This is a genomic window from Marinococcus halotolerans DSM 16375, assembly GCF_000420725.1.
Classification (GTDB): Bacteria; Bacillota; Bacilli; order Bacillales; family Marinococcaceae; genus Marinococcus; species Marinococcus halotolerans.
On sequence record NZ_ATVM01000001.1, the window covers coordinates 62,121 to 80,600 of the forward strand.

At 48.0% G+C, this 18,480-nt stretch carries 19 protein-coding genes; 7 read left to right on the forward strand and 12 right to left on the reverse strand.

Annotated features, from left to right (window positions below):
• Positions 1-30 precede the first annotated feature (30 nt).
• Positions 31-546: a metal-dependent hydrolase gene (locus tag G548_RS0100390; RefSeq protein ID WP_022792164.1), complete on the forward strand. Its 516-nt coding sequence runs from the start codon at positions 31-33 to the stop codon at positions 544-546.
• A 906-nt stretch (positions 547-1,452) separates the two neighbouring features.
• On the opposite strand, the gene G548_RS0100400 is transcribed toward G548_RS0100390, so the two are convergent.
• The 5 genes from G548_RS0100400 to G548_RS0100425 form a co-directional block, all read right to left on the reverse strand.
• Positions 1,453-3,153: a hypothetical protein gene (locus G548_RS0100400; RefSeq protein ID WP_022792166.1), complete on the reverse strand. Its 1,701-nt coding sequence runs from the start codon at positions 3,151-3,153 to the stop codon at positions 1,453-1,455.
• Between the two features lie 674 nt (positions 3,154-3,827).
• Positions 3,828-4,169, reverse strand: coding sequence for a YflT domain-containing protein (locus tag G548_RS0100410; RefSeq protein ID WP_022792168.1), 342 nt, complete (start codon positions 4,167-4,169; stop codon positions 3,828-3,830).
• Between the two features lie 33 nt (positions 4,170-4,202).
• Complete coding sequence (locus tag G548_RS0100415; protein ID WP_022792169.1) at positions 4,203-4,799, reverse strand: hypothetical protein; 597 nt, start codon at positions 4,797-4,799, stop codon at positions 4,203-4,205.
• A 226-nt stretch (positions 4,800-5,025) separates the two neighbouring features.
• Positions 5,026-5,895 (reverse strand): S1 RNA-binding domain-containing protein, encoded by an 870-nt coding sequence (locus G548_RS0100420; protein WP_156847886.1) that lies wholly within the window; start codon positions 5,893-5,895, stop codon positions 5,026-5,028.
• Between the two features lie 4 nt (positions 5,896-5,899).
• A complete protein-coding gene (locus tag G548_RS0100425; protein ID WP_022792171.1) occupies positions 5,900-6,715 on the reverse strand; it encodes a uroporphyrinogen-III synthase in 816 nt (271 codons plus the stop codon).
• Between the two features lie 174 nt (positions 6,716-6,889).
• Between G548_RS0100425 and G548_RS0100430 the strand changes: the two genes are divergently transcribed.
• A complete protein-coding gene (locus G548_RS0100430) occupies positions 6,890-8,488 on the forward strand; it encodes an ABC-F family ATP-binding cassette domain-containing protein (RefSeq protein ID WP_022792172.1) in 1,599 nt (532 codons plus the stop codon).
• A gap of 186 nt (positions 8,489-8,674) precedes the next feature.
• Here G548_RS0100430 and G548_RS0100435 read toward each other — a convergent pair whose 3' ends face one another.
• A complete protein-coding gene (locus G548_RS0100435) occupies positions 8,675-9,445 on the reverse strand; it encodes a S1C family serine protease (RefSeq protein ID WP_022792173.1) in 771 nt (256 codons plus the stop codon).
• A gap of 86 nt (positions 9,446-9,531) precedes the next feature.
• Here G548_RS0100435 and G548_RS0100440 point away from each other — a divergent pair, with 86 nt between their 5' ends.
• The gene (locus G548_RS0100440) at positions 9,532-10,338 is read left to right on the forward strand and encodes a YihY/virulence factor BrkB family protein (RefSeq protein ID WP_022792174.1); all 807 of its coding nucleotides are present in this window, start codon (positions 9,532-9,534) and stop codon (positions 10,336-10,338) included.
• 14 nt (positions 10,339-10,352) lie between these two features.
• Here the strand turns inward: G548_RS0100440 and G548_RS0100445 are convergent, their stop codons facing one another.
• A complete protein-coding gene (locus G548_RS0100445) occupies positions 10,353-10,748 on the reverse strand; it encodes a gamma-glutamylcyclotransferase family protein (RefSeq protein ID WP_022792175.1) in 396 nt (131 codons plus the stop codon).
• A 95-nt stretch (positions 10,749-10,843) separates the two neighbouring features.
• Here G548_RS0100445 and G548_RS16920 point away from each other — a divergent pair, with 95 nt between their 5' ends.
• Positions 10,844-11,623: an alpha/beta hydrolase gene (locus G548_RS16920; protein WP_022792176.1), complete on the forward strand. Its 780-nt coding sequence runs from the start codon at positions 10,844-10,846 to the stop codon at positions 11,621-11,623.
• Between the two features lie 34 nt (positions 11,624-11,657).
• Here the strand turns inward: G548_RS16920 and G548_RS0100455 are convergent, their stop codons facing one another.
• The 5 genes from G548_RS0100455 to G548_RS0100475 form a co-directional block, all read right to left on the reverse strand.
• Complete coding sequence (locus G548_RS0100455; protein ID WP_022792177.1) at positions 11,658-11,861, reverse strand: DUF6501 family protein; 204 nt, start codon at positions 11,859-11,861, stop codon at positions 11,658-11,660.
• 115 nt (positions 11,862-11,976) lie between these two features.
• Positions 11,977-13,185, reverse strand: a complete 1,209-nt coding sequence (locus G548_RS0100460) for a NupC/NupG family nucleoside CNT transporter (protein ID WP_022792178.1) — start codon at positions 13,183-13,185, stop codon at positions 11,977-11,979.
• A 236-nt stretch (positions 13,186-13,421) separates the two neighbouring features.
• Positions 13,422-13,910, reverse strand: a complete 489-nt coding sequence (locus tag G548_RS0100465) for a hypothetical protein (protein WP_022792179.1) — start codon at positions 13,908-13,910, stop codon at positions 13,422-13,424.
• A 110-nt stretch (positions 13,911-14,020) separates the two neighbouring features.
• Positions 14,021-15,073: an acyl-CoA--6-aminopenicillanic acid acyl-transferase gene (locus G548_RS0100470; protein WP_022792180.1), complete on the reverse strand. Its 1,053-nt coding sequence runs from the start codon at positions 15,071-15,073 to the stop codon at positions 14,021-14,023.
• A gap of 133 nt (positions 15,074-15,206) precedes the next feature.
• Positions 15,207-15,641 (reverse strand): hypothetical protein, encoded by a 435-nt coding sequence (locus G548_RS0100475; protein ID WP_022792181.1) that lies wholly within the window; start codon positions 15,639-15,641, stop codon positions 15,207-15,209.
• Between the two features lie 282 nt (positions 15,642-15,923).
• On the opposite strand from G548_RS0100475, the gene G548_RS18920 reads away from it, so the two are divergent.
• The 3 genes from G548_RS18920 (at position 15,924) to G548_RS19120 (ending at position 18,328) form a co-directional block, all read left to right on the forward strand.
• Complete coding sequence (locus G548_RS18920) at positions 15,924-16,247, forward strand: CHY zinc finger protein (protein WP_211218993.1); 324 nt, start codon at positions 15,924-15,926, stop codon at positions 16,245-16,247.
• A 151-nt stretch (positions 16,248-16,398) separates the two neighbouring features.
• Positions 16,399-18,147 (forward strand): gamma-glutamyltransferase, encoded by a 1,749-nt coding sequence (locus G548_RS16925; RefSeq protein WP_022792182.1) that lies wholly within the window; start codon positions 16,399-16,401, stop codon positions 18,145-18,147.
• A gap of 13 nt (positions 18,148-18,160) precedes the next feature.
• The gene (locus G548_RS19120) at positions 18,161-18,328 is read left to right on the forward strand and encodes a hypothetical protein (RefSeq protein WP_022792183.1); all 168 of its coding nucleotides are present in this window, start codon (positions 18,161-18,163) and stop codon (positions 18,326-18,328) included.
• Positions 18,329-18,480: the final 152 nt, after the last annotated feature.

Sequence of the window (18,480 nt, forward strand, 5' to 3'; positions counted from 1 at the left end):
GCTCGCTAACAAAAAGGACGCTGAACAACCATGAAAGCAGGAACACATGTGATCGGAGCAGTCACAGGCGGCCTGGCCGTTCAGTGGCTGACGCCGGTGCCGTTTGCCTTTTTTGAATGGGAGACAAGCATTTATGTCGCAAGCCTGGTGTTCGGAGGCCTGGCGCCGGATATCTGCCAGCCCAACTCGTGGATGGGGAGGCGGGTGCCGGGCGTTTCCCATCTGATTTCGAAGCTGGTGGGGCACCGCACCTTCACCCACAGCCTTCTGCTCGTGCTGCTCGTCTTCCTGTCACTTGCCCAGTGGCAGGAAGGATGGGGCCTCGCGCTGCAGTGGGGCATCAGCCTCGGGATTGTGAGCCATATCGTGCTCGACATGATGACCACCAAGGGCGTCCATGTGCTGTTTCCGCTGCACTATGCCTTTCGGTTCCCATTTACCACAAAAACCGGATCCACCTTTGGTGAAGGACTGATCAACGCGTTGCTCATCGCCGGATTATTTTACGTGAGCTTTCAGCTGTTTTCGATCGATCTCACGCTGTAAACACGTTGTAAACCAGTACAATAAAAAAGCAAATTCCAACGAGAAAGCATCAGTCATGAATCATACTGGTGCTTTTTGTTTGTGCTGTCTCAAAACATGAAGTTATCTTCAGTATTGAAATAATAAATCGATAACTTCCGATAATATATATTATGTTAACTAGAAATAAATAAAGCACTCCAGGGTCCACATTTGGCTTTATAACTTCACCTTCCCTTTTAGTCATCAACTTTGTATGCGGGCTGCGTCTTTAATTTTCATTTCACTTCCCCGTCTTCTCCAGGCAAATTTTATAAATCCGTTTCCCTGTGTTTTCAACTCAAGCTATTGAATAAGCTTCAGCTATGCTAAATTTTTTGTATGCTTTTAACTTTACGGGAACAACTGCCCGTGGCCAAGGCGCGATTATTCATTACAGCCGAACTCGTAAATCGCAGTAGCGGTTTTTGAATCAGCCAACTCATAACAGCCGTATTTTTGTCAGTCGTTCAAATAAACCTTTGTGAGTGCCCGGCAGCTTTTTGTTCTTTTTCTTTCCACGCATTTTCATTCTTGTTATAAGTCATTTCTGTTTTAAGAGTTTGCTGCATTATTTGCTATTCCATAATTACCATCTAATTCTCCGCTATATTTGCACGACTTATCAATTCTTCATCTGTCTCAAAATCAAATGAGACAACCCCCGTTTCAATCCACCACCGCTAATTAAAGCTGGAGATGTTTTCCGCATCAAAACCAAAAAAAGACCCCCGAAGGAGTCTTTCATGACATTTTTGCTCTGTTTAACCGCAGACAACGCCTGTTTTAATGGCCCTGAGACACCGCTCCCGCTCCGAGCCGCTTCAAGGACACATATACGTCTCTGTATGAAGTGAAATCCCTGAGAGCGCGCAGCTTATAAAATCCCTACCACGGATGGTCGGTGATTTCCTGGACTGTCCCCATGTCTTCGCTGCGGTTAACGGTAAAGGTAATCTCGTCGCCTTCCTGCATCAGCACAGCATCGGCATCACTGGATGTGTTGTAGACGTAAAGGGTGTCATCGCCCTCGAGCTTAAACTGCACAAGATTGGCGTCCTCGGCGCCGGATGTGATGACGACCCGGTCAACGGTTCCCTGGGCTTCTTCCCGGTCAGCTTCACTCGCTTCCACGCCTTCATCAGTGGAAGCAAGCGCGGAACGGTAATTTTCCAGGGCGCCCTGCGCGGTGTCGCCAAACGCGTACACATCGGCATCGTTGGCTTTAATGTAGGCGTACTGCCGGAACAGTCCCGACGGATCAAGTGTATTAACGACCCAGGTCGCGTTACCGTTAATGTTGTACATAATTGGCATGCTGCCGGTCCACTCTTTTTCAGGAAACTGGCGGTTTACAATGCCTCGCGCCCCCTGAGTGTCCATGGCGCCTGTATATTCCTCGCCGTTGTACAGACGAAGCTCTCCGGTACGGGCATCAATAAAGGAGACACCGAGCGTGGAGTCCGAATCTTCATTTGGACTGGTATAATCCGTAAAATAGCTCATATTTCCCTCGGCATCAAAGACAGGCGTTACCTTATTTTCCGTGCCGTTTTCATTTGGAATCAAGACGTCCTCTTTCCCAAACATGTAATTGAGAAGGCCCTGCCCGTATTTTCCGTACTTGTCATTCATGTCGCTCGCCATAGCTGGACTGTACGAACTTTCAATAAACGACGGAGCGTTATCCGCTTTGTATTTGGACGCCTCCCCTGTTTCCGGGTCTACAACCACCACCTGCGCGTTCGTGTGATCCGTGTGCCACGTCAAGGCGCGGTTTTGATAGACGGTCTGGACGTACCACGGCTTGCCTTCCTCATCCACCTCGAGGTAGGTGCTCCCGCTCTGGTACCAGGACGGAAAGGCGCTATAAATTACCCGGTTCAGCTTCTCGTTAAAAAAACTGCTGTTCGTGTATTGCATGGACGATTCCACAAAGGTCGGATTGTCGTTCGGATCGACCGCAGAAATCTGGAAGTATCCCGGTGTTCCATCACCACGGAACCAGCGAAACAGGTTTGTATAATCCACGTTGGCAACATACATCGGCTCCCCATCAATCACCTGGGCCTGAATGTCGCCAAAGTCATAAAACTGCGCATTATCCACTTCCGACATCGCTTTTTGCATTTTATTACGGGCGGACTCAGGCGCCACTTGTACCGGCGTCTCCTCCTCGGAAAACGACGGGGGATTGTCCGCCACCTGACTGTTGTTGTCAATCGCTTCATGGGTCTTTTCGTATCCAAACAGGCTCCGCACGAGAAGCACAAGCAGAAAGAGAAGAATCACCGCGCCGCCAAGTGCGGATATGTTGATGCTTTTATCAGGCACCCCTTCTCCTGAAGTCTTCGCCAGGGTATAAAAGATCGCACTGAACACCAGAAGCGCCACCAGATTTGGGCCGGCCAGCGACAGCATCGTCCATGCCGGAAGGAAGAAGTAGCTGGCAATGACGGCTAAAACAAATGTCAGCCCAAGCGCAGGTAGAACGGATTTAACCAGTAAACGCGGGCGGATCGCAGCAATAACCACAGCGGCAATAAAAGAAAAAATCATTACAAGTAAGGCAGTCAGTAAAATCGTCAAAAAAACACTCCAAGCGTCATAAAATTAGGTTCGATAGGCATCAAAATAGTGTGAGCAGCCTTTTTAGCCAGCGGTCATTAATTCACAGCGGACATGTTGGATTTCTCCCAGGCTGCTTTTCTCATTTAAAATAATATGTACATCTTTTAACCGCTCCTAAAAAATATATCTACGTAAGCCTGGAGCGGCCACGGGCTTTTCATGTTCCGAGGAGACCTGCTTTTTCACCAGACAGACTATCGCCTCCTTGTTTATATAAAATGAAAGAAGCTCCCGCTCCACCTTAGCATAGACGTACGTCATGTTGCCCGTATTTTCCAACAGCAGAAGGGTCCGCTCCCGCTCCGGGGATAGGCACACCTTTGAAATAAATTTACGAAATATACACTGAAACCCGCTGTAATCAGCAGGACCCGAGCCCATTCTTTCCGATTACTGTTGTAAAGGGAATAGGATATTCGTAAAACGCTACTCAAAAACTTCTTTCTGGGAGGCGTCTTATAACGCATAAAAAGCCCTGCCTGCGTCTAACACATTTCCTTCACTCCATAACAGGATTCAGGCAAAGGACCAATGGCGAAGAGCCGGGAACAAAGCTAAGCATTATTATATCAGCTATTTATATGTAAAAAAATGGTTATGATGGGTAAAATAAAAAAGCCCCGGCGCAGGGCTTAAAATTCCACTTGATCCTGATTGGTCACGACAAGCAGCGTCTTGCCTTTTTGCAGTTCTTCTTCAAGGCGTTCGGACTTTTCCGAATCAAAGCCGAGCTTCTGCAGCTTGGTTAAAATCGTTTTCGTTTTTCCACGGAAGACGTTTTTCAGGCTCGTGCCGAAACCGACCACCTTCATCCCCACTTTTTTGGCGTCAGTATCTTTTCTCGCCCGGCGGTCGTGGTCATTATCGTACGCGAGGATGTACATGTCTTCGTCTCGGATACCGTCATTTCGGAGCTTATCAATCGTTTCACTCAACGTTTCGTCGTTATGGAAAATTTTGAACTTAGGTTCCATTCGCTTCACCTCATAAAATTAGTATTGGTTGTTTTAGGCATTGGATGCTTTTTTTAATTTTCTTATCGTTTTTGCCGGCTTTTGCGTCGAGGCTTTCGTACCTTCAAATTTTTCTTCCTCGTACTCCTCTTCCTGTTCCCAGGCGTCTTCGCTTCCGCTGCTCTCAGAAGCTTCTGCAGGACTCTCTTCAGGTGCAGACGAAGTCTGTTCTTCGCTGTTTGTACTCTCGGCGGCCGTTCTGTCAGGAGCATAGGCGGATCCCTGGATTTTTTCACCAGTATGGATGACGGCTTCCCCGACATGATAGCGCAGGGTGTAGATTTGCTTTTTGATTTTTTTCGGCACCTTGGCCATCGCAAATGCAGCCGCGGATACTTTGGCGGCCCGCTTGACGGTTTTTACCGTGCCTTTGGCTTTTTTCTCCATGCCCTGGCCGGATTTAATGGCCTGACTCAGCGGCTCCGGGCTCAGCTTCCGGGCCTTTTTCGCGGTCTGGTTGACGTTTTTTTCTGCTTTTTTGCCGATGTCTTTACGCAGCAATGGCAGCGCCCCGCCGATTAAACTGCCGGCAGCCATGAACGCATAGGTAAGGTTGTCATTGCCCCTGGAGCTTTTCTTCTTGCTGCTCAATGTTCCACCACCATTCAAAGGTATGATTGCATGTACCATACCCGTATCTGTTTGTTCTTAAGCCAAACTCGTATCATAAACATACTTTAGGTCTAGAGGCGGCGGGCTCTGCTCCCGCTAACGTCAGGCCCGTTGATTAAGGCGTTTTGGGCACAAAAAAAGCGGTCCCGGCAAGGCCCGCTTTTTCTATTTTTCTACACTGCCCGTCAACGTATAGCTGAAGCCGTTAATCTGTCTGCTCCTCCGACGGCTCCAGGATAAGGGTATTGTTTTCCTGGCGGATGCGTTTTTCCTTCAGCAGCGAGCCAACCGCCCGCTTGAATGCCGCCTTGCTGAGGCCGAATTCCTTCCGGATGGTTTCCGGGCTGCTCCGGTCCCCAAACGGGAGCGTGCCGCCTTCCTGCTGGATCCGCTCGAGAAGCAGCCGGGCGTCTTCGCCAATTGCTACTTCCTTTGGCGGATACATTGAGGCGTTTAATGATCCGTCCTCCTGGCGGTGAGTAACACGTACCTTCAGCTCTTCGCCTACACGCGGCCGGTGGGTCCAGTCCGATTCATGAATAAATATTTTATAGCGGTCGGCGGTTAATAAAAAGGCACCAAACGGGGGCGAACTGTAAACCGTGGCGTTGACCCAGCTGTGGTGCAGGCCTGCCGGTGCCTGGGCCATCACCTGCTGCACGTCGTCTTCACTGGCCGGAAAGGCTCTCAGGCCGCCGGTCGTGTACTCCAGGTGCACAAACAGAAACTCCCCGGGAGCGGGCCAGTACGTTTCGTCCTGCAGGTAGTCATGCCGTTCAACCGGCGCCTTCCACCGCTCATCAACCGCTACCTCGATGCCATGATCCGCGTCGCTTGTCACGACCGCGAGCCAGGCAAAGCCTTCCTCCTCTACATCGGGTAGATGCACATCCAGCCGCTTGTTTCCTTCTTCGTCAAACCAGCTGATCGCCTCCACCTGGTCTCCGGGGGAAAGCTCCCCGTCCGTATCTTCTTTGTACAGCCGGGCAATTTGGGCTCCCGAAGCGAGCACATAGTACTCGCCTTTATCATTTAATACGTTCCATCGCTGCATGCGTGAGAATAGTTGTTTCAATGGATTAGTCCTTTCGTTGTTCAAAATGTTTGGACAGAGCGACAATCATGGCGCCCATCCGTTCGTTGTCCGGCACCACATAGTCATCGATGCCTCTTTCTCTTAATGCCTCTGCCGTTACTTTCCCGACCGCTGTGGGCATCACCTGACGGCGAAGTGCTTCCTCAAGCTCCCTGGTGCGTTCGGCCTGCGCGGCATACTGAAAGAGAGCGTGCACCTGGATGGCGGTGGTAAAACAGATCGCGTCGCTGCCGGCATTCAAAATATTTTCGAGGCATTCGGCTGCGACTGCCTCTTCGGGAGGCGTATGCTGATACGGCAGAATGTCATACACTTCGGCCCCGTGCTCCTCGAGGTACTGCCGGAGTCTCGGATTTTCGATACCGTGCAGCTGCACCATCACCTGCTTCTGCCGGAAATCATGGCCGTCAAAGGCACGGATCATGCCTTCGGTCGTACCATCATCATCGCGGGCCGCGATATCACAGTCCAGGCTCTTTAAGACATTAGCGGTCTTGTAGCCGCGTGCCGCTACCTTCGTCTGCTGAATTTTCTGCACAAATGCTTCCCGGATGCCCTCCTCTTCGGCAATACCCAGCATTGCGTTCAGCCCCATGCCCGTCATGAATATGCTCCAGTCCACCGGCTGCTCAAGATAGGCCCGCATCGGCGCCCGCAGCTGTTCTTCATTTAAAAACGATGTTCCCTGGAGCGGATAGTTAAGCGGCTCTCCCCCCTGCCGCCGAATCAACTCTTCCATTTCCTCTGTTTTCCGGGATGCGGCAAGAATTACCTGCCGCCCGCTTAATCCTTTGGCCACCGAAATGCCTCCTTTGGTATCTATCCGTTTTCTGCATTTACTATATCATGCTTTTTCTGTCTCTGACAGCACTGCCGGTCTTCTTTTCTGTGGAAAACTCCTCCTTTCCCTGTTCATTTTGAACCGCCGCGTGTTAGTATGAAACAGACTGTTATTTATAAAGGAGATATGAACATGATCGATGTACAAAACGTTGGACTCCGGTTCGGGGATCAAATTTTATTTGAAGACGTTAATATAAAGTTCACTCCCGGCAACTGCTACGGCTTGATCGGGGCGAACGGGGCCGGCAAATCCACGTTCTTAAAAATTCTTTCCGGGGAAATTGACTCCCAGAGCGGAAACGTAATCATGGATAAAGACTCACGGCTTGCCGTGCTGAAACAGGACCACTTCGCGTACGAAGAATATACGGTTATCGACGTGGTCATCATGGGCCACAGCCGCTTATATGAAGTGATGAACGAAAAGAACGAAATTTATATGAAGCCGGACTTTTCCGACGAAGACGGCATGAAAGCAGCAGAGCTTGAAGCGGAATTTGCGGAAATGAACGGGTACGAAGCGGAAACAGAAGCCGCCCAGCTGCTGCAGGGCCTCGGCATTACCGAGGACCTGCACCAGAAGCCGATGTCTTCGTTAAGCGGCTCCCAGAAAGTTAAAGTGCTGCTCGCGCAGGCACTGTTCGGCGATCCGGACGTTCTGCTTTTGGACGAGCCGACCAACAACCTGGACGTGCAGGCGGTGCACTGGCTCGAGGAATTCCTGATTAACTTTGAAAACACGGTCATTGTCGTTTCCCACGACCGTCACTTCCTGAATCAGGTGTGCACGCACATTGCAGACCTCGACTTTAACAAAATTGAACTGTACGTCGGCAACTATGACTTCTGGTATGAATCCAGCCAGCTCGCCCAGAAGATGGCCCGCGAACAGAACAAGAAAAAAGAGGAACAAATCAAGGAACTGAAAGACTTTATCGCCCGCTTCAGCGCGAATGCTTCCAAGTCCAAGCAGGCGACCTCCCGGAAAAAGACACTGGATAAAATTTCACTTGATGACATTAAGCCGTCCTCGAGAAAGTATCCATTCGTACAATTTAAGCCGAATCGGGAGCTTGGCAAGGATTTGCTGACCGTGGAAAACCTGTCGAAAACAATCGACGGTGTCAAAGTGCTTGATAACGTCAATTTCACCCTCAACAGCGGTGACAAAGTAGCCTTTGTCGGCGAAGAGGAAACGAAAAAAACGGTTCTGCTGCAGATTCTGGCCGGGGAAATGGAGCCGGACAGCGGTGATTATAAATGGGGACTGACCACCAGCCGCTCCTACTTCCCGAAGGACAATTCCGCTTACTTTGAAGGGCTGAACATCAACCTGGTGGATTGGCTGCGCCAGTATTCCCCGGACGACCAGAGCGAAACATTTATCCGTGGCTTCCTTGGACGGATGCTCTTTTCCGGTGAAGAAGTATTCAAAAAAGCGGATGTGCTTTCCGGTGGTGAAAAGGTCCGCTGCATGCTTTCTAAAATGATGCTGAGCGGCGCGAACGTTCTGATTATGGATGAGCCAACCAACCACCTGGACCTCGAAGCTATTCAGGCGCTAAACAACGGCTTGAAGTCGTTTAACGGTTCGGTCCTCTTCACGTCCCATGACCATGAATTTGTTCAGACAATTGCCAACCGGATTATTGAATTCACTCCGGAAGGTATGATCGACAAAGAAATGAGCTACGACGAGTATATCGAAGAGCAATACGCTCGCGCATAACGTTTCTATGTAATTTATCAGGCACCAGGGTGTTCGCATCCCGGTGCTTTTTTTGTGTTTATAAAGTTTTACCTACTGACTTCTTAAAAAGTTATTTTTTGTTCTATAATAATTACGGTAAATGAAATTTTTATTTAAACATAATAATTACCGCAACCCTCTGCTGTCTACGGTAATTCGCTGCTTTTAATTATCTTCTGCTTGAGCGATCATCTCACGGACACGCTCTACTGGTACTGCGAGTCCGTAGCTTTCCCCCTGCTGCTCTCTGCTCGCAAACACAACACCGGCCACTTCTCCTGTTTCTGTCAGCACCGGGCTGCCACTGCTTCCGTTGAACACAGGAGCGTCAAGCACTAACCGGCCCTCCTCCCTCTCGATGATGGCTCCCCGATTGGCTACATCTGAAAAGCCGAGCGGATTTCCGATTACAATAACATCCGAGCCGGCAGACGCACTCGTTTCCGCCAGTGTAACACCGCCCCCTTGCCACTGCTCTTCCAGCGTCACCACAGCAAGATCATCCTGTTTATCTACAGCAACCACTGCGGCTTCTGCAAGATCGCCCTCTTCGGTTTCGACCGCTACACTGTCCGCTCCTTCAACAACGTGATAATTGGTAATGAAAACGCTGGCGTCTTCGACGAAGAAACCGGTACCAAAAGACGTTTCCCCGTTCTCAATGGCCTGTATTTTCGTGACTGCATTCTGCCACTCCTGCACATCCTCCTGCTTGGACAGCTCGTACGAAGCGGTTAAAAAAGACCACGCGTCCAGACGAAAGGTATCAATTAAATAATAGGCAGATTGAAAAACCAGCATCCCTGCCATCAGCACTGCTATTACCCGAAACAAACCACGACGCTTATGTTTCGGCTTCCGCGGCGGTCCCGGCTCAAAGTCTTCCGGATCCGGCTCACCGTCGAAGCGCTCTTCCCTGTCTTCGTCTCTTCTCATACACCTCTCCTTTTCCGCCCCTTCTCATTATCTACTTCTGTATTATAATGAGAAAAAGAGATTTCCGCAAAAAGGAGGATTATCTTATGCATTTTCTTCAATCTTTCTTTAAGAAAAGCATCGAAGATAAAATTTATGACATCGCGGCCCAGCTGGCTTATTACTTCCTTCTCGCCATGCTCCCTCTGTTAATGCTGTTGATCAGCATTATCGGCTTTTTCTCTATCGAAACGGACGATATCCTCTCACTCATCAGCGCCTACGTTCCAGGCGGAGCCTTTACCATTATTCAAAACAACCTGAATACAATTTTGAATTCGCAGTCATTTGGTCTGGTATCTCTTAGCACAGCTGCTACTCTCTGGCTGAGCCTCCTGGGGACATTTGCCATTATTCGTGCGATTAATGCTGCCTATCGCCTAAAGGTCCCTTCTCTATTATCCATGTTGGGAAAAGGCATCATTATTGTTTTGTCTCTGTTGCTCGCCATTATTTTATCCCTGTTGCTTCCTATCTACGGTCAACCGCTCGGTGCCTTTCTTTTTCGCTTTATCGGCCTCGATGGTTATTTCCTGCAGCTGTGGAGCTGGATTCGCTGGGTTATCAGCTTTTTCGTCATAGGGGCGATCCTTGCCATGATTTATAAAGTAGTACCCAACCGCAGAACCACCTGGAAGGAATCCCTTCCCGGGGCTACCCTGGCCCTGTTCACCTGGCAGGCAGCTTCTTTTGGATTCTCGTTTTACGTCAGCATCAGTGATTATTCTATGATATATGGCAATCTGGGGAATTTAATCGTGCTGATGCTATGGTTTTATCTTACAGGGTTCGCCATTCTTCTAGGCGGAGAATGGAATGCCTGTCTCCATGAAAGAGACAATAAAACTATTTGAATATATTTTTGGCTTCAATCCTGTCTCTTCCCGCAGGACAACAGATGCTCACGCCAGGACCCTGAAGGAATAAGTGGATAGCACCCTGCCTGCGAAAGGGAGTACGTGTATATCCACCCTTCTCTTTCTTTCTCAGCGTCTTTTACCCACACCCTTTCGTATTCATTTACCTGGCCCGGCTGTTCATACTGCTCAAGCCAATCCAACACGCTCATAGCTCCTTCATCTATATGTATCCATTCGCCTACAACTATCATTCCGTTATCATCGACAACAACTGCAGGGTACGGCCCAGTGTTGTATAAATATCCCTTCACTCTTCCTTGTTCTGTTTTATATACACTATTCTCGATATAATGATAGTTGTTTAATTTTTGCAACAGTGTTCCATATACAAATACTATCTGCATTATGAACCTCCTCCAATTGACAAAATTCATGTCTGAAGCTATAATAATCCTTAGTAAATTAATCAGAATAGTTCACTTTAAAGGAGGGATTAACCATGCCTCAGGTTCCCCGGGTGCTCCCTGGCGCTGAATCGCTTTATTTCCCTGGTGGCAAAACAGCTGTACTGTTCTGTCACGGTTTTTTAGGCACTCCGCAGAGTGTGCAGCATGTATGCCAACGGATAGCACTAAATGGGTTTACGGTTTATGCTCCCAGACTACAAGGCCATGGCACCTCCTATCAAGATCTTGCACGCTTTACGCACCACGATTGGGTCAAGGACATTCATACCGCGTACCGGTCGCTCCGCGCTAAACACAGCCGTGTTTTTATTGCTGGGCAGTCCATGGGTGGAACCCTCGCCCTTCACACCGCTGCTTTCTTTCAGGATGCTGCTGGTATTGCTTTAATAAACCCAGCCATAGACGTTCCGGAAATGGAGCGTGCGGTTACGCAGACGTCTGCTGCTTTCATTAAAGAAGAGCGTCCTGATATTCGGACTCCTCAAGAAGAAGAAATTACGTATTCCCACGTTCCGACAGCTTCAGTACATTCTCTGCTTGAGTTAACCGCCTCCGTGAGCCCGCAGGTATCTTCTATTTCATGTCCGGCGTTTGTCGCAGCATCACGAATCGATCATGTTGTACCGCCGGCCAATGCCGTCGCTATACACGAGAACCTTTCTTCTTCTTTTAAATCATTTGAGTGGCTCGAACATTCCTATCATGTAGCGACGCTTGATGCTGACCGGGATTTCCTTGCCGAACGTTTATCCTCCTGGATGTCTTCGGTCGTTTCTGCTGATTATTTCTCTCCTCATAATTACATTATGTAAACCAAAAGGAGCTGCAATCACTGCAGCTCCTTTTTTATTCTTCTTCAAAGTAGTCTTTATAAAACCCGCCGACACGCCCGGTATTGTCGATAATGAAAATAAATTCATCCGTTTCGTTTTTTACCGGATACTGCTTTCCCGGGGTCAGCACGCTGTCCACCTTGTATTTGGCTGCTTGTGCATGCCTGCATGTTACATATTTTAAGGTTTCACTATTTTTCCACTGCTCATGGATCATGATAAGCCTCCTAATCATCTGAGTATTTGTTTATTGTAGCATATCACCTGCCGCGACGCCGCCATTGATACAAAAAGCGCTCCTTCGAAAAGGAGCGCCTGCGATAGTACTTGGTTTACAGTACGAACATGCCGGCAATCGATGCACTCAAGAGCGATACTAAAGCCCCCGCTGCTACTGCTTTCAATCCCATTTGAGCGATATCATTGCGGCGTGTCGGCGCCAGTGAAGCGAAGCCGCCTAAAATGATAGCAAGGGACGAAAGGTTTGCAAATCCACAAAGCGCAAAGGTAATGATTGCCTGGGATTTTTCGCTGAAGGAATCAATTTCCGGTGCAAAGTTCGCGTATGCGACAAATTCATTCAAGATCAACTTTTGGCCGATAAATCCGCCGGCCTGAAGAGCTTCACTCCACGGAACGCCTATCATAAAGGCTACTGGAGCGAACACATAACCAAGAAGCAGTTCAAGCGTAATGCCGTCAGCACCAAACAACCCAAAAATTGCACCAAGCAACAGATTAACCAGCGCAATCAAAGCAACAAACGCAATCAGCATCGCCCCGACGTTCAAAGCAAGCTGGAGGCCGGTAGAAGCTCCGCGGGCTGCTGCGTCGATCACGTTGTGGGACTCCGTGTCTTTTTCCACTTTAATTTCATCCGTGGTCAGACTGAGGTCCGGCTCCGGGAAAATCACTTTCGCAATAATCAGACCGCCCGGCGCAGCCATGAAGCTCGCTGCAAGCAGATAATCCAATGGGATGCCAAGCCCTGCATAACCAAACAGTACCGAACCGGCCACCGATCCGAGTCCGCCGGTCATAACAGCGAACAGTTCGGACTTTGTCATGTTCGGCAAAAACGGACGAACCACAAGCGGTGCTTCCGTCTGTCCGACGAATACGTTGGCTGCCGCTGACATGGATTCGGCTTTACTCGTTTTCAGCAGCGCGGAAAGTACCCCGCCGATAAATTTGATGATTACCTGCATAACTCCGACGTAGTACAAAATACCGATCAGTGAGGAGAAAAAGATAATAACTGGAAGCACGGTAAACGCAAACGCGCCAGTTTCTGTAATATCTTCTCCAAACAGGAATATGTATCCTTCACTGGCAGTATCTATCACTGCCTGGACAGCACGCACCAAACCTTCGAATAAACTACTTCCCCAAGGCGACCCCAATACTAAGAATGCAAATACGAGCTGGAACAGGAGCCCTACGAGTACGGGACGAAAACGAATTGATTTTTTGCGGGAAGATAGTAAAAAAGCTAAAAACAGGACAAAAACAATTCCCATCAATCCCCATAATATGTTCATATACCCACCACCATGTATGTAAGATTGATCTAATCCTTAAAGAATAGATCAAAGTTAATGTATCAAAAGGCGGGCATGAAGTAAATAACTATCTACTCTTATGCTTAAAAATTATGTAATTTCTCAATTATCAGTAAGTTTACACCGCTATTAATAAGAAAGCGGTTACGAAATTCGCAGATGATAAAATTAGAAAACCCTGGTAAATCCTCAGGGTTTTCTACACAATATTATATCTACTCCACGCTTAATCGCAGATCAGGCAAGTGATTTAAAATAAACTGAGCTTTATTTGTGTCTACCTTCATTTTAAACTGGCGGTAATATTTTAATGCTGTTTCAAAATGTGCAGGCATATGATGATATTCATCCATCACCCGGTCAAAGGCGTCGTAGGCAAGCATTAATGAACTGACCATCTCTGTAAGAGGTAAAATATATTTATCAGTGCCATGGTGCGGAGATGTGCACAGTGTCATCTGCTCTACCTGGTCGTCAAAAAAAGCAGCAGCATCCTCTACGTACGGACGATACACGGATTGAACACTTTTTGCTTTTTCTTCAAAATACGAGCGCCATTCGCGGCAGAAACTGATCATGTACGGAAGATCGTCCCTTGTAATAACGATATCAAAGCCTGCCTGGCGGACACGGTCCATACTCATTGGTTCCATCTTTTCCTGGTGTAAAGGCAGATAAAAGAATTTGCGACGATACGCTTTCATGCTGCACCCCGTCTTTCTACTATTTTCGAGCATATTTTAAAATATTATAACATCTTGCTCTAGTGTTTCCTACTGTTTTCCTTACTTTTTTTAGATTGGCCGTGCCCTGGCTACCATTCAAAGGAAAAAGGCATGTTCGTATCTACAGCCCCCCGGATTTTTGTGATCCGCAGCGGTTCTTCATTCAGCCAGCCCGCAAACGGAAGAAGTACCGGATACCGGTTCCCGCCGATACCCACGTTTATCTTTTTTTCCGCAGGAAGGTATTGCGCTGTATGAATAGTGCCCGACCAGTGTTCATAATCATTCGAATAAATAGAGTCGGTGTCATGATTAAAGCGGGCGAAGGCACTGTAGGCTGTTTCCCGGCTCCAGTCGATGGAGCGGATGCGGGATTCTCGTTCCCGGGAATTGCCCATCAAATGGCGGTTTTCCTGCCGCATGAATGGCATGTTAAAATGATTGGTGCAGGCTACTTCCCCTGGAGGACGCACAGCAGTGCCACGGGGTGACGCTTCCACCACTGCGCTCTCTCCATAGGCGTCCATCATGGAGTAGTTGAACGAGTGCCGGTGCGGCAGTTCCTGCAGAAGTCGGACCGCCTCTGCTGTGCTCCGGCACGTTTCGAGTACAATCCGGAGCAGGTTGGAGCAGACAATCCCAGGCTTTGGCTTAATGCGGTGGACAAAATGATAGCCGATAGAAAGGCCGTATTCATTCATCGCATCCGAACGGCCGATAATCCGCTGAGCAAACCCCGCCGTGCCAGGTCCATTGACTGGCTTAGTGAATAAAAACCGTCCTTCATACGTACTCGGCAGGTAGTCATAGTTTCGAATGTACATGCCGTTGGCCATCAGCCCGCTGCATCCGGAACGCACCTTTGATGCCTGATAGCCGCTGAATTCCTGGAGTACATCCTGAAACGGCCACTCCAGCCCTTCAGCCAGGCCCTTCAGTTCTTCCCACAAACCAGGCACGTACAGCTGGTAAAGTTTTTTTACGTCTTCTATCGGAACATCAAATTTCGCAAGCGAACGATTTAAACGCTCATTATAATGGTAACGAACGAGCGGCGTGTCTTTTAAGTAGCGGCCCTGCTTATAGCCGATGTCTGCATAGGTTCCCTTGTATGCTTTTACGTCAACATGAATATTTTTCATCGGTCTTTTGGACTCCTTTGCCCTGCTTTTCTGTTCGATTTTAAGTATAGAAAAAATAAGCTCATTTATCGAACCATATGCACATCAGCATAAAAAAACGCCCAGAAACCGGGCGTTTGAAAAATTTTAATTTTTAAAGGCAGGACCAGCGTCTTACATCGCTGATGAGTTCGAGGGTTTCGCTGTCGCGAAAAGCAGTATGCTCGAGCGTTTCTTTAAACAGATAGATGACAATGGTATGGCGGTCCCGGTTATCAATCATTTCTACGCCGGTCTTCCCTTCATTACCATGCACAATATCGAGATCCAGGCGTTCGCTTACATCTTCAATGGAAGTTCTGCCTTTCGGAATATCAAGTACCACTTTCAGGAAGTTTTCCCTGTCATCATTAATCATGCCCCAGCGCTTTCCGAACCAGGCACGGCATCCGGTCATGCTTACTAACGTATATCCATACGGAGGAGTCGGGACAAGTTTTGTACTGGCCCACCCTCTTAATTCCATCGCGTTTGACAATTCTTTCGCCTTTTCCTGAACGAATGTCAGTTGATTTTCCTGTACTTCCATTTTATAGCCTCCTTAAAAATCTCGTTTTACCGCTTGGTTTGCCTACCACTCCCCACGATATACATTCGTCCATGTGTGTAAATAAATATATCATAATTGAAAGCGGTTGTCGATAAAATGAAAGAAAATTCAAACAATGTTCTCTGTTGCATTCACTTGGAATGCTTTCTCATTATACCTTATTTTCATACTTTTAAAACATCTCGTAAAAATTGCACTTTTACTGTTAGAATACGATAGAGAGTGTTAATATAAGGAGATGAGTTTTTGAGCTGTTCAAAGGTGAAAGTTCGAGGCGTTTCTTTAGATGAAGAAACAAGATGCGCCCATTATCATACATCTGTCGATATTGTTGCCATGAAGTTTTATTGCTGTGGACGCTGGTACAGTTGCCACACGTGTCATGAAGAAAGCGAGAGCCACCCCATAGAACCCTGGCCTTCTTCTTTATTTTCCGAAGAAGCAGTTTTGTGTGGAAAGTGCTGGCACACTATGAGCGTGTCTGCTTATCTTCATGCTGATCATCGATGCCCGAATTGTCATGCGGCATTCAACCCAGGATGCCAGCGCCATGCTTCTATCTATTTTTCGATGTCACAGGGCTGAGAAATTTTTGAAAACCATTAGGTCTTCCTGACCTTTCTTTTCAACATAAATGCCTTTATTATAGATTAGTCGTTAATAGGTGAAGCACAGGCGGAGTCAAATGACGTTCAAAAACTACTCAGACCAACCAGAAAGGAGTTTGACCCGACCCGTGAATGCACAAAAAATAACGTACATACTTGCTGCGGTAGTCGTAGCAGGACTGCTCATTTACGTAGGAGTAACAAATTTTGGAGGAAGCGATCAAAGCGGCTCCAGTTCAGAGGAAGAAAGTGCTCAAAATGACTCAAATTCCAGTTCTGGTGCCTCAAGCGACATAGCCTCCGGTTCCGACTATGAAGGATACGGAGTCAGTACGGATAACGAGCTTGCTACAGATGCAGGCATGGAAATCCTTGAACAGGGAGGCAACGCAGCAGATGCCGCAGTTGCCACCTCCTTCGCTCTGACGGTAACTGAACCATACGGCTCCGGTATCGGCGGCGGTGGCGCGGCTCTCGTGATGGATGGACCAAACGATGAACCTGCTACGTACGATTACCGGGAGGAAGCTTCCACCACTAATCGGGCCCTGAACGTAGCCGTCCCTGGCTTTGTCAAAGGCATGGCTGCCCTGCACGAAGAACAAGGCAGCGGTCAGTTTACGCTTGCTGAGTTAATGCAACCGGCCATTGATTATGCCGAAAACGGATATGAAATTAATAGTTATCTGGCCAGCCGCATGTATTACGCTCAGCCGAGGTTAAATCAACAAAACTCTCCTGACTTCTTCGATGAGAATGGAAACATTCTTACTGAAGGTGATACACTCGTCCAGGAGGAATACGCCCAGACGCTCCGCACACTCCAGGAGCAGGGACCAGATAGCTTTTACAGTTCAGATGGAGCCATTTCTCAGCAGCTGACGACCGATTATTCGCACATAACTCCGGAGAGTCTCGAACAGTATAATGTGCAGACACCGGATGTGGCTCAAGGGACATTTGAAGGGCAGAATGTGTACAGTGCCCCGTCCCCTCTGTCTGGCGTAACTTTAATTCAAATGCTTGGTATGGGCGAGCGCCTGAATATCGGTGAAGCTCTGCGTGGAAATGAAGCGGATTATATTCATACAATGAGCGCCATTACACGGGAAGCCTATTATCAGCGCCTTGAAAACTTAGGAGATCCGGAGTTTAATGAAATTACAACAGAGGAATACGTGAGTGAGGGTACCATCGATGATTTAGCACAAAATGTCCGTGAAGATCGTCTTGATACAGAAGAGCTCGAAAACGAAGTAGGATACGAGTCTTCCGACGGACAAAATACGATCACCCACTCCAGCACCACCCACGTTAACGTAATGGATCAAGACGGAAACACAGTAGCCCTTACGAATACGCTTGGTAATTTCTTTGGCAGCGGCCAGACGTCTGGCGGTATGTTTTTAAACAACCAGCTGAACAACTATAATGAAACGGAGTCTTCCCCGAACAACATTGAAGTCGGCAAGCGTCCGAGAAGCTTTATTGCTCCGACCATCATTCAGGATCCGGAGGAAGAAACGGTGATGGGTATTGGTTCCCCGGGTGGGTCACGTATCCCAGTTGTTATGGCAGAAGTCATCTTCCGCATGGAATACTTAGACCAAAGCTATGAAGAAGCATTTGCAGCGAACCGTTCCTTTGTGGACGTCGTAGAAGGCCAGGCAACACTCGCTATCGAAAACGGAGATCAGGAAGAGAACGCTGAGCTCATTGAAGAAATTAACACCAAATACGGGGACCGCTACTTTATTGCCCCGGACAAAGGCCCTTCCTATTTTGGAAACGTCACGGCTTTAATCAAAGACTATGACGATGAAGAAATGCAGGGTATCATTGACCAGCGCCGCGGAGGCTCTGCTCAGACTCAATAAAGGAGAAGTGAATGTGAACATTTTAAAAAAAATCGGCCCTTACCTCTTTTTGTTTGCTTTAGTGTTGTTTATGTATTTCTTTAAGGTGGATGCTGAGCTGTCCACCACAGAAGAAGTCGAAATCAACAGCGCATTGAATAGCCCGCCGGAAGTTGAACAAGAAAATACAAATACCCAGTAACTATTTTCTTGAATCAGCGTCTTAGTATAGGCATTGTTTTTTGGGGAGTGTCTCTTAAATACAAGAGACACTCTACGCTTGCAATGAGGCGATTACTCCTGGCATAAGCGGGTATGGAATACTGTTGGTGTTATTTGACATTCAAAGGGAGA

What these genes read in the sequence shown, in the direction of transcription:
- G548_RS0100410 (WP_022792168.1), bottom strand. Translation starts at nt 4,169, where the DNA reads ATGGAACCTAAGTTCAAAATTTTCCATAACGACGAAACGTTGAGTGAA.
- G548_RS0100435 (WP_022792173.1), bottom strand. Translation starts at nt 9,445, where the DNA reads ATGAGAAGAGACGAAGACAGGGAAGAGCGCTTCGACGGTGAGCCGGAT.
- G548_RS0100390 (WP_022792164.1), top strand. Translation starts at nt 31, where the DNA reads ATGAAAGCAGGAACACATGTGATCGGAGCAGTCACAGGCGGCCTGGCC.
- G548_RS0100440 (WP_022792174.1), top strand. Translation starts at nt 9,532, where the DNA reads ATGCATTTTCTTCAATCTTTCTTTAAGAAAAGCATCGAAGATAAAATT.
- G548_RS0100465 (WP_022792179.1), bottom strand. Translation starts at nt 13,910, where the DNA reads ATGAAAGCGTATCGTCGCAAATTCTTTTATCTGCCTTTACACCAGGAA.
- G548_RS0100460 (WP_022792178.1), bottom strand. Translation starts at nt 13,185, where the DNA reads ATGAACATATTATGGGGATTGATGGGAATTGTTTTTGTCCTGTTTTTA.
- G548_RS0100470 (WP_022792180.1), bottom strand. Translation starts at nt 15,073, where the DNA reads ATGAAAAATATTCATGTTGACGTAAAAGCATACAAGGGAACCTATGCA.
- G548_RS16920 (WP_022792176.1), top strand. Translation starts at nt 10,844, where the DNA reads ATGCCTCAGGTTCCCCGGGTGCTCCCTGGCGCTGAATCGCTTTATTTC.
- G548_RS0100445 (WP_022792175.1), bottom strand. Translation starts at nt 10,748, where the DNA reads ATGCAGATAGTATTTGTATATGGAACACTGTTGCAAAAATTAAACAAC.
- G548_RS0100475 (WP_022792181.1), bottom strand. Translation starts at nt 15,641, where the DNA reads ATGGAAGTACAGGAAAATCAACTGACATTCGTTCAGGAAAAGGCGAAA.
- G548_RS0100430 (WP_022792172.1), top strand. Translation starts at nt 6,890, where the DNA reads ATGATCGATGTACAAAACGTTGGACTCCGGTTCGGGGATCAAATTTTA.
- G548_RS0100455 (WP_022792177.1), bottom strand. Translation starts at nt 11,861, where the DNA reads ATGATCCATGAGCAGTGGAAAAATAGTGAAACCTTAAAATATGTAACA.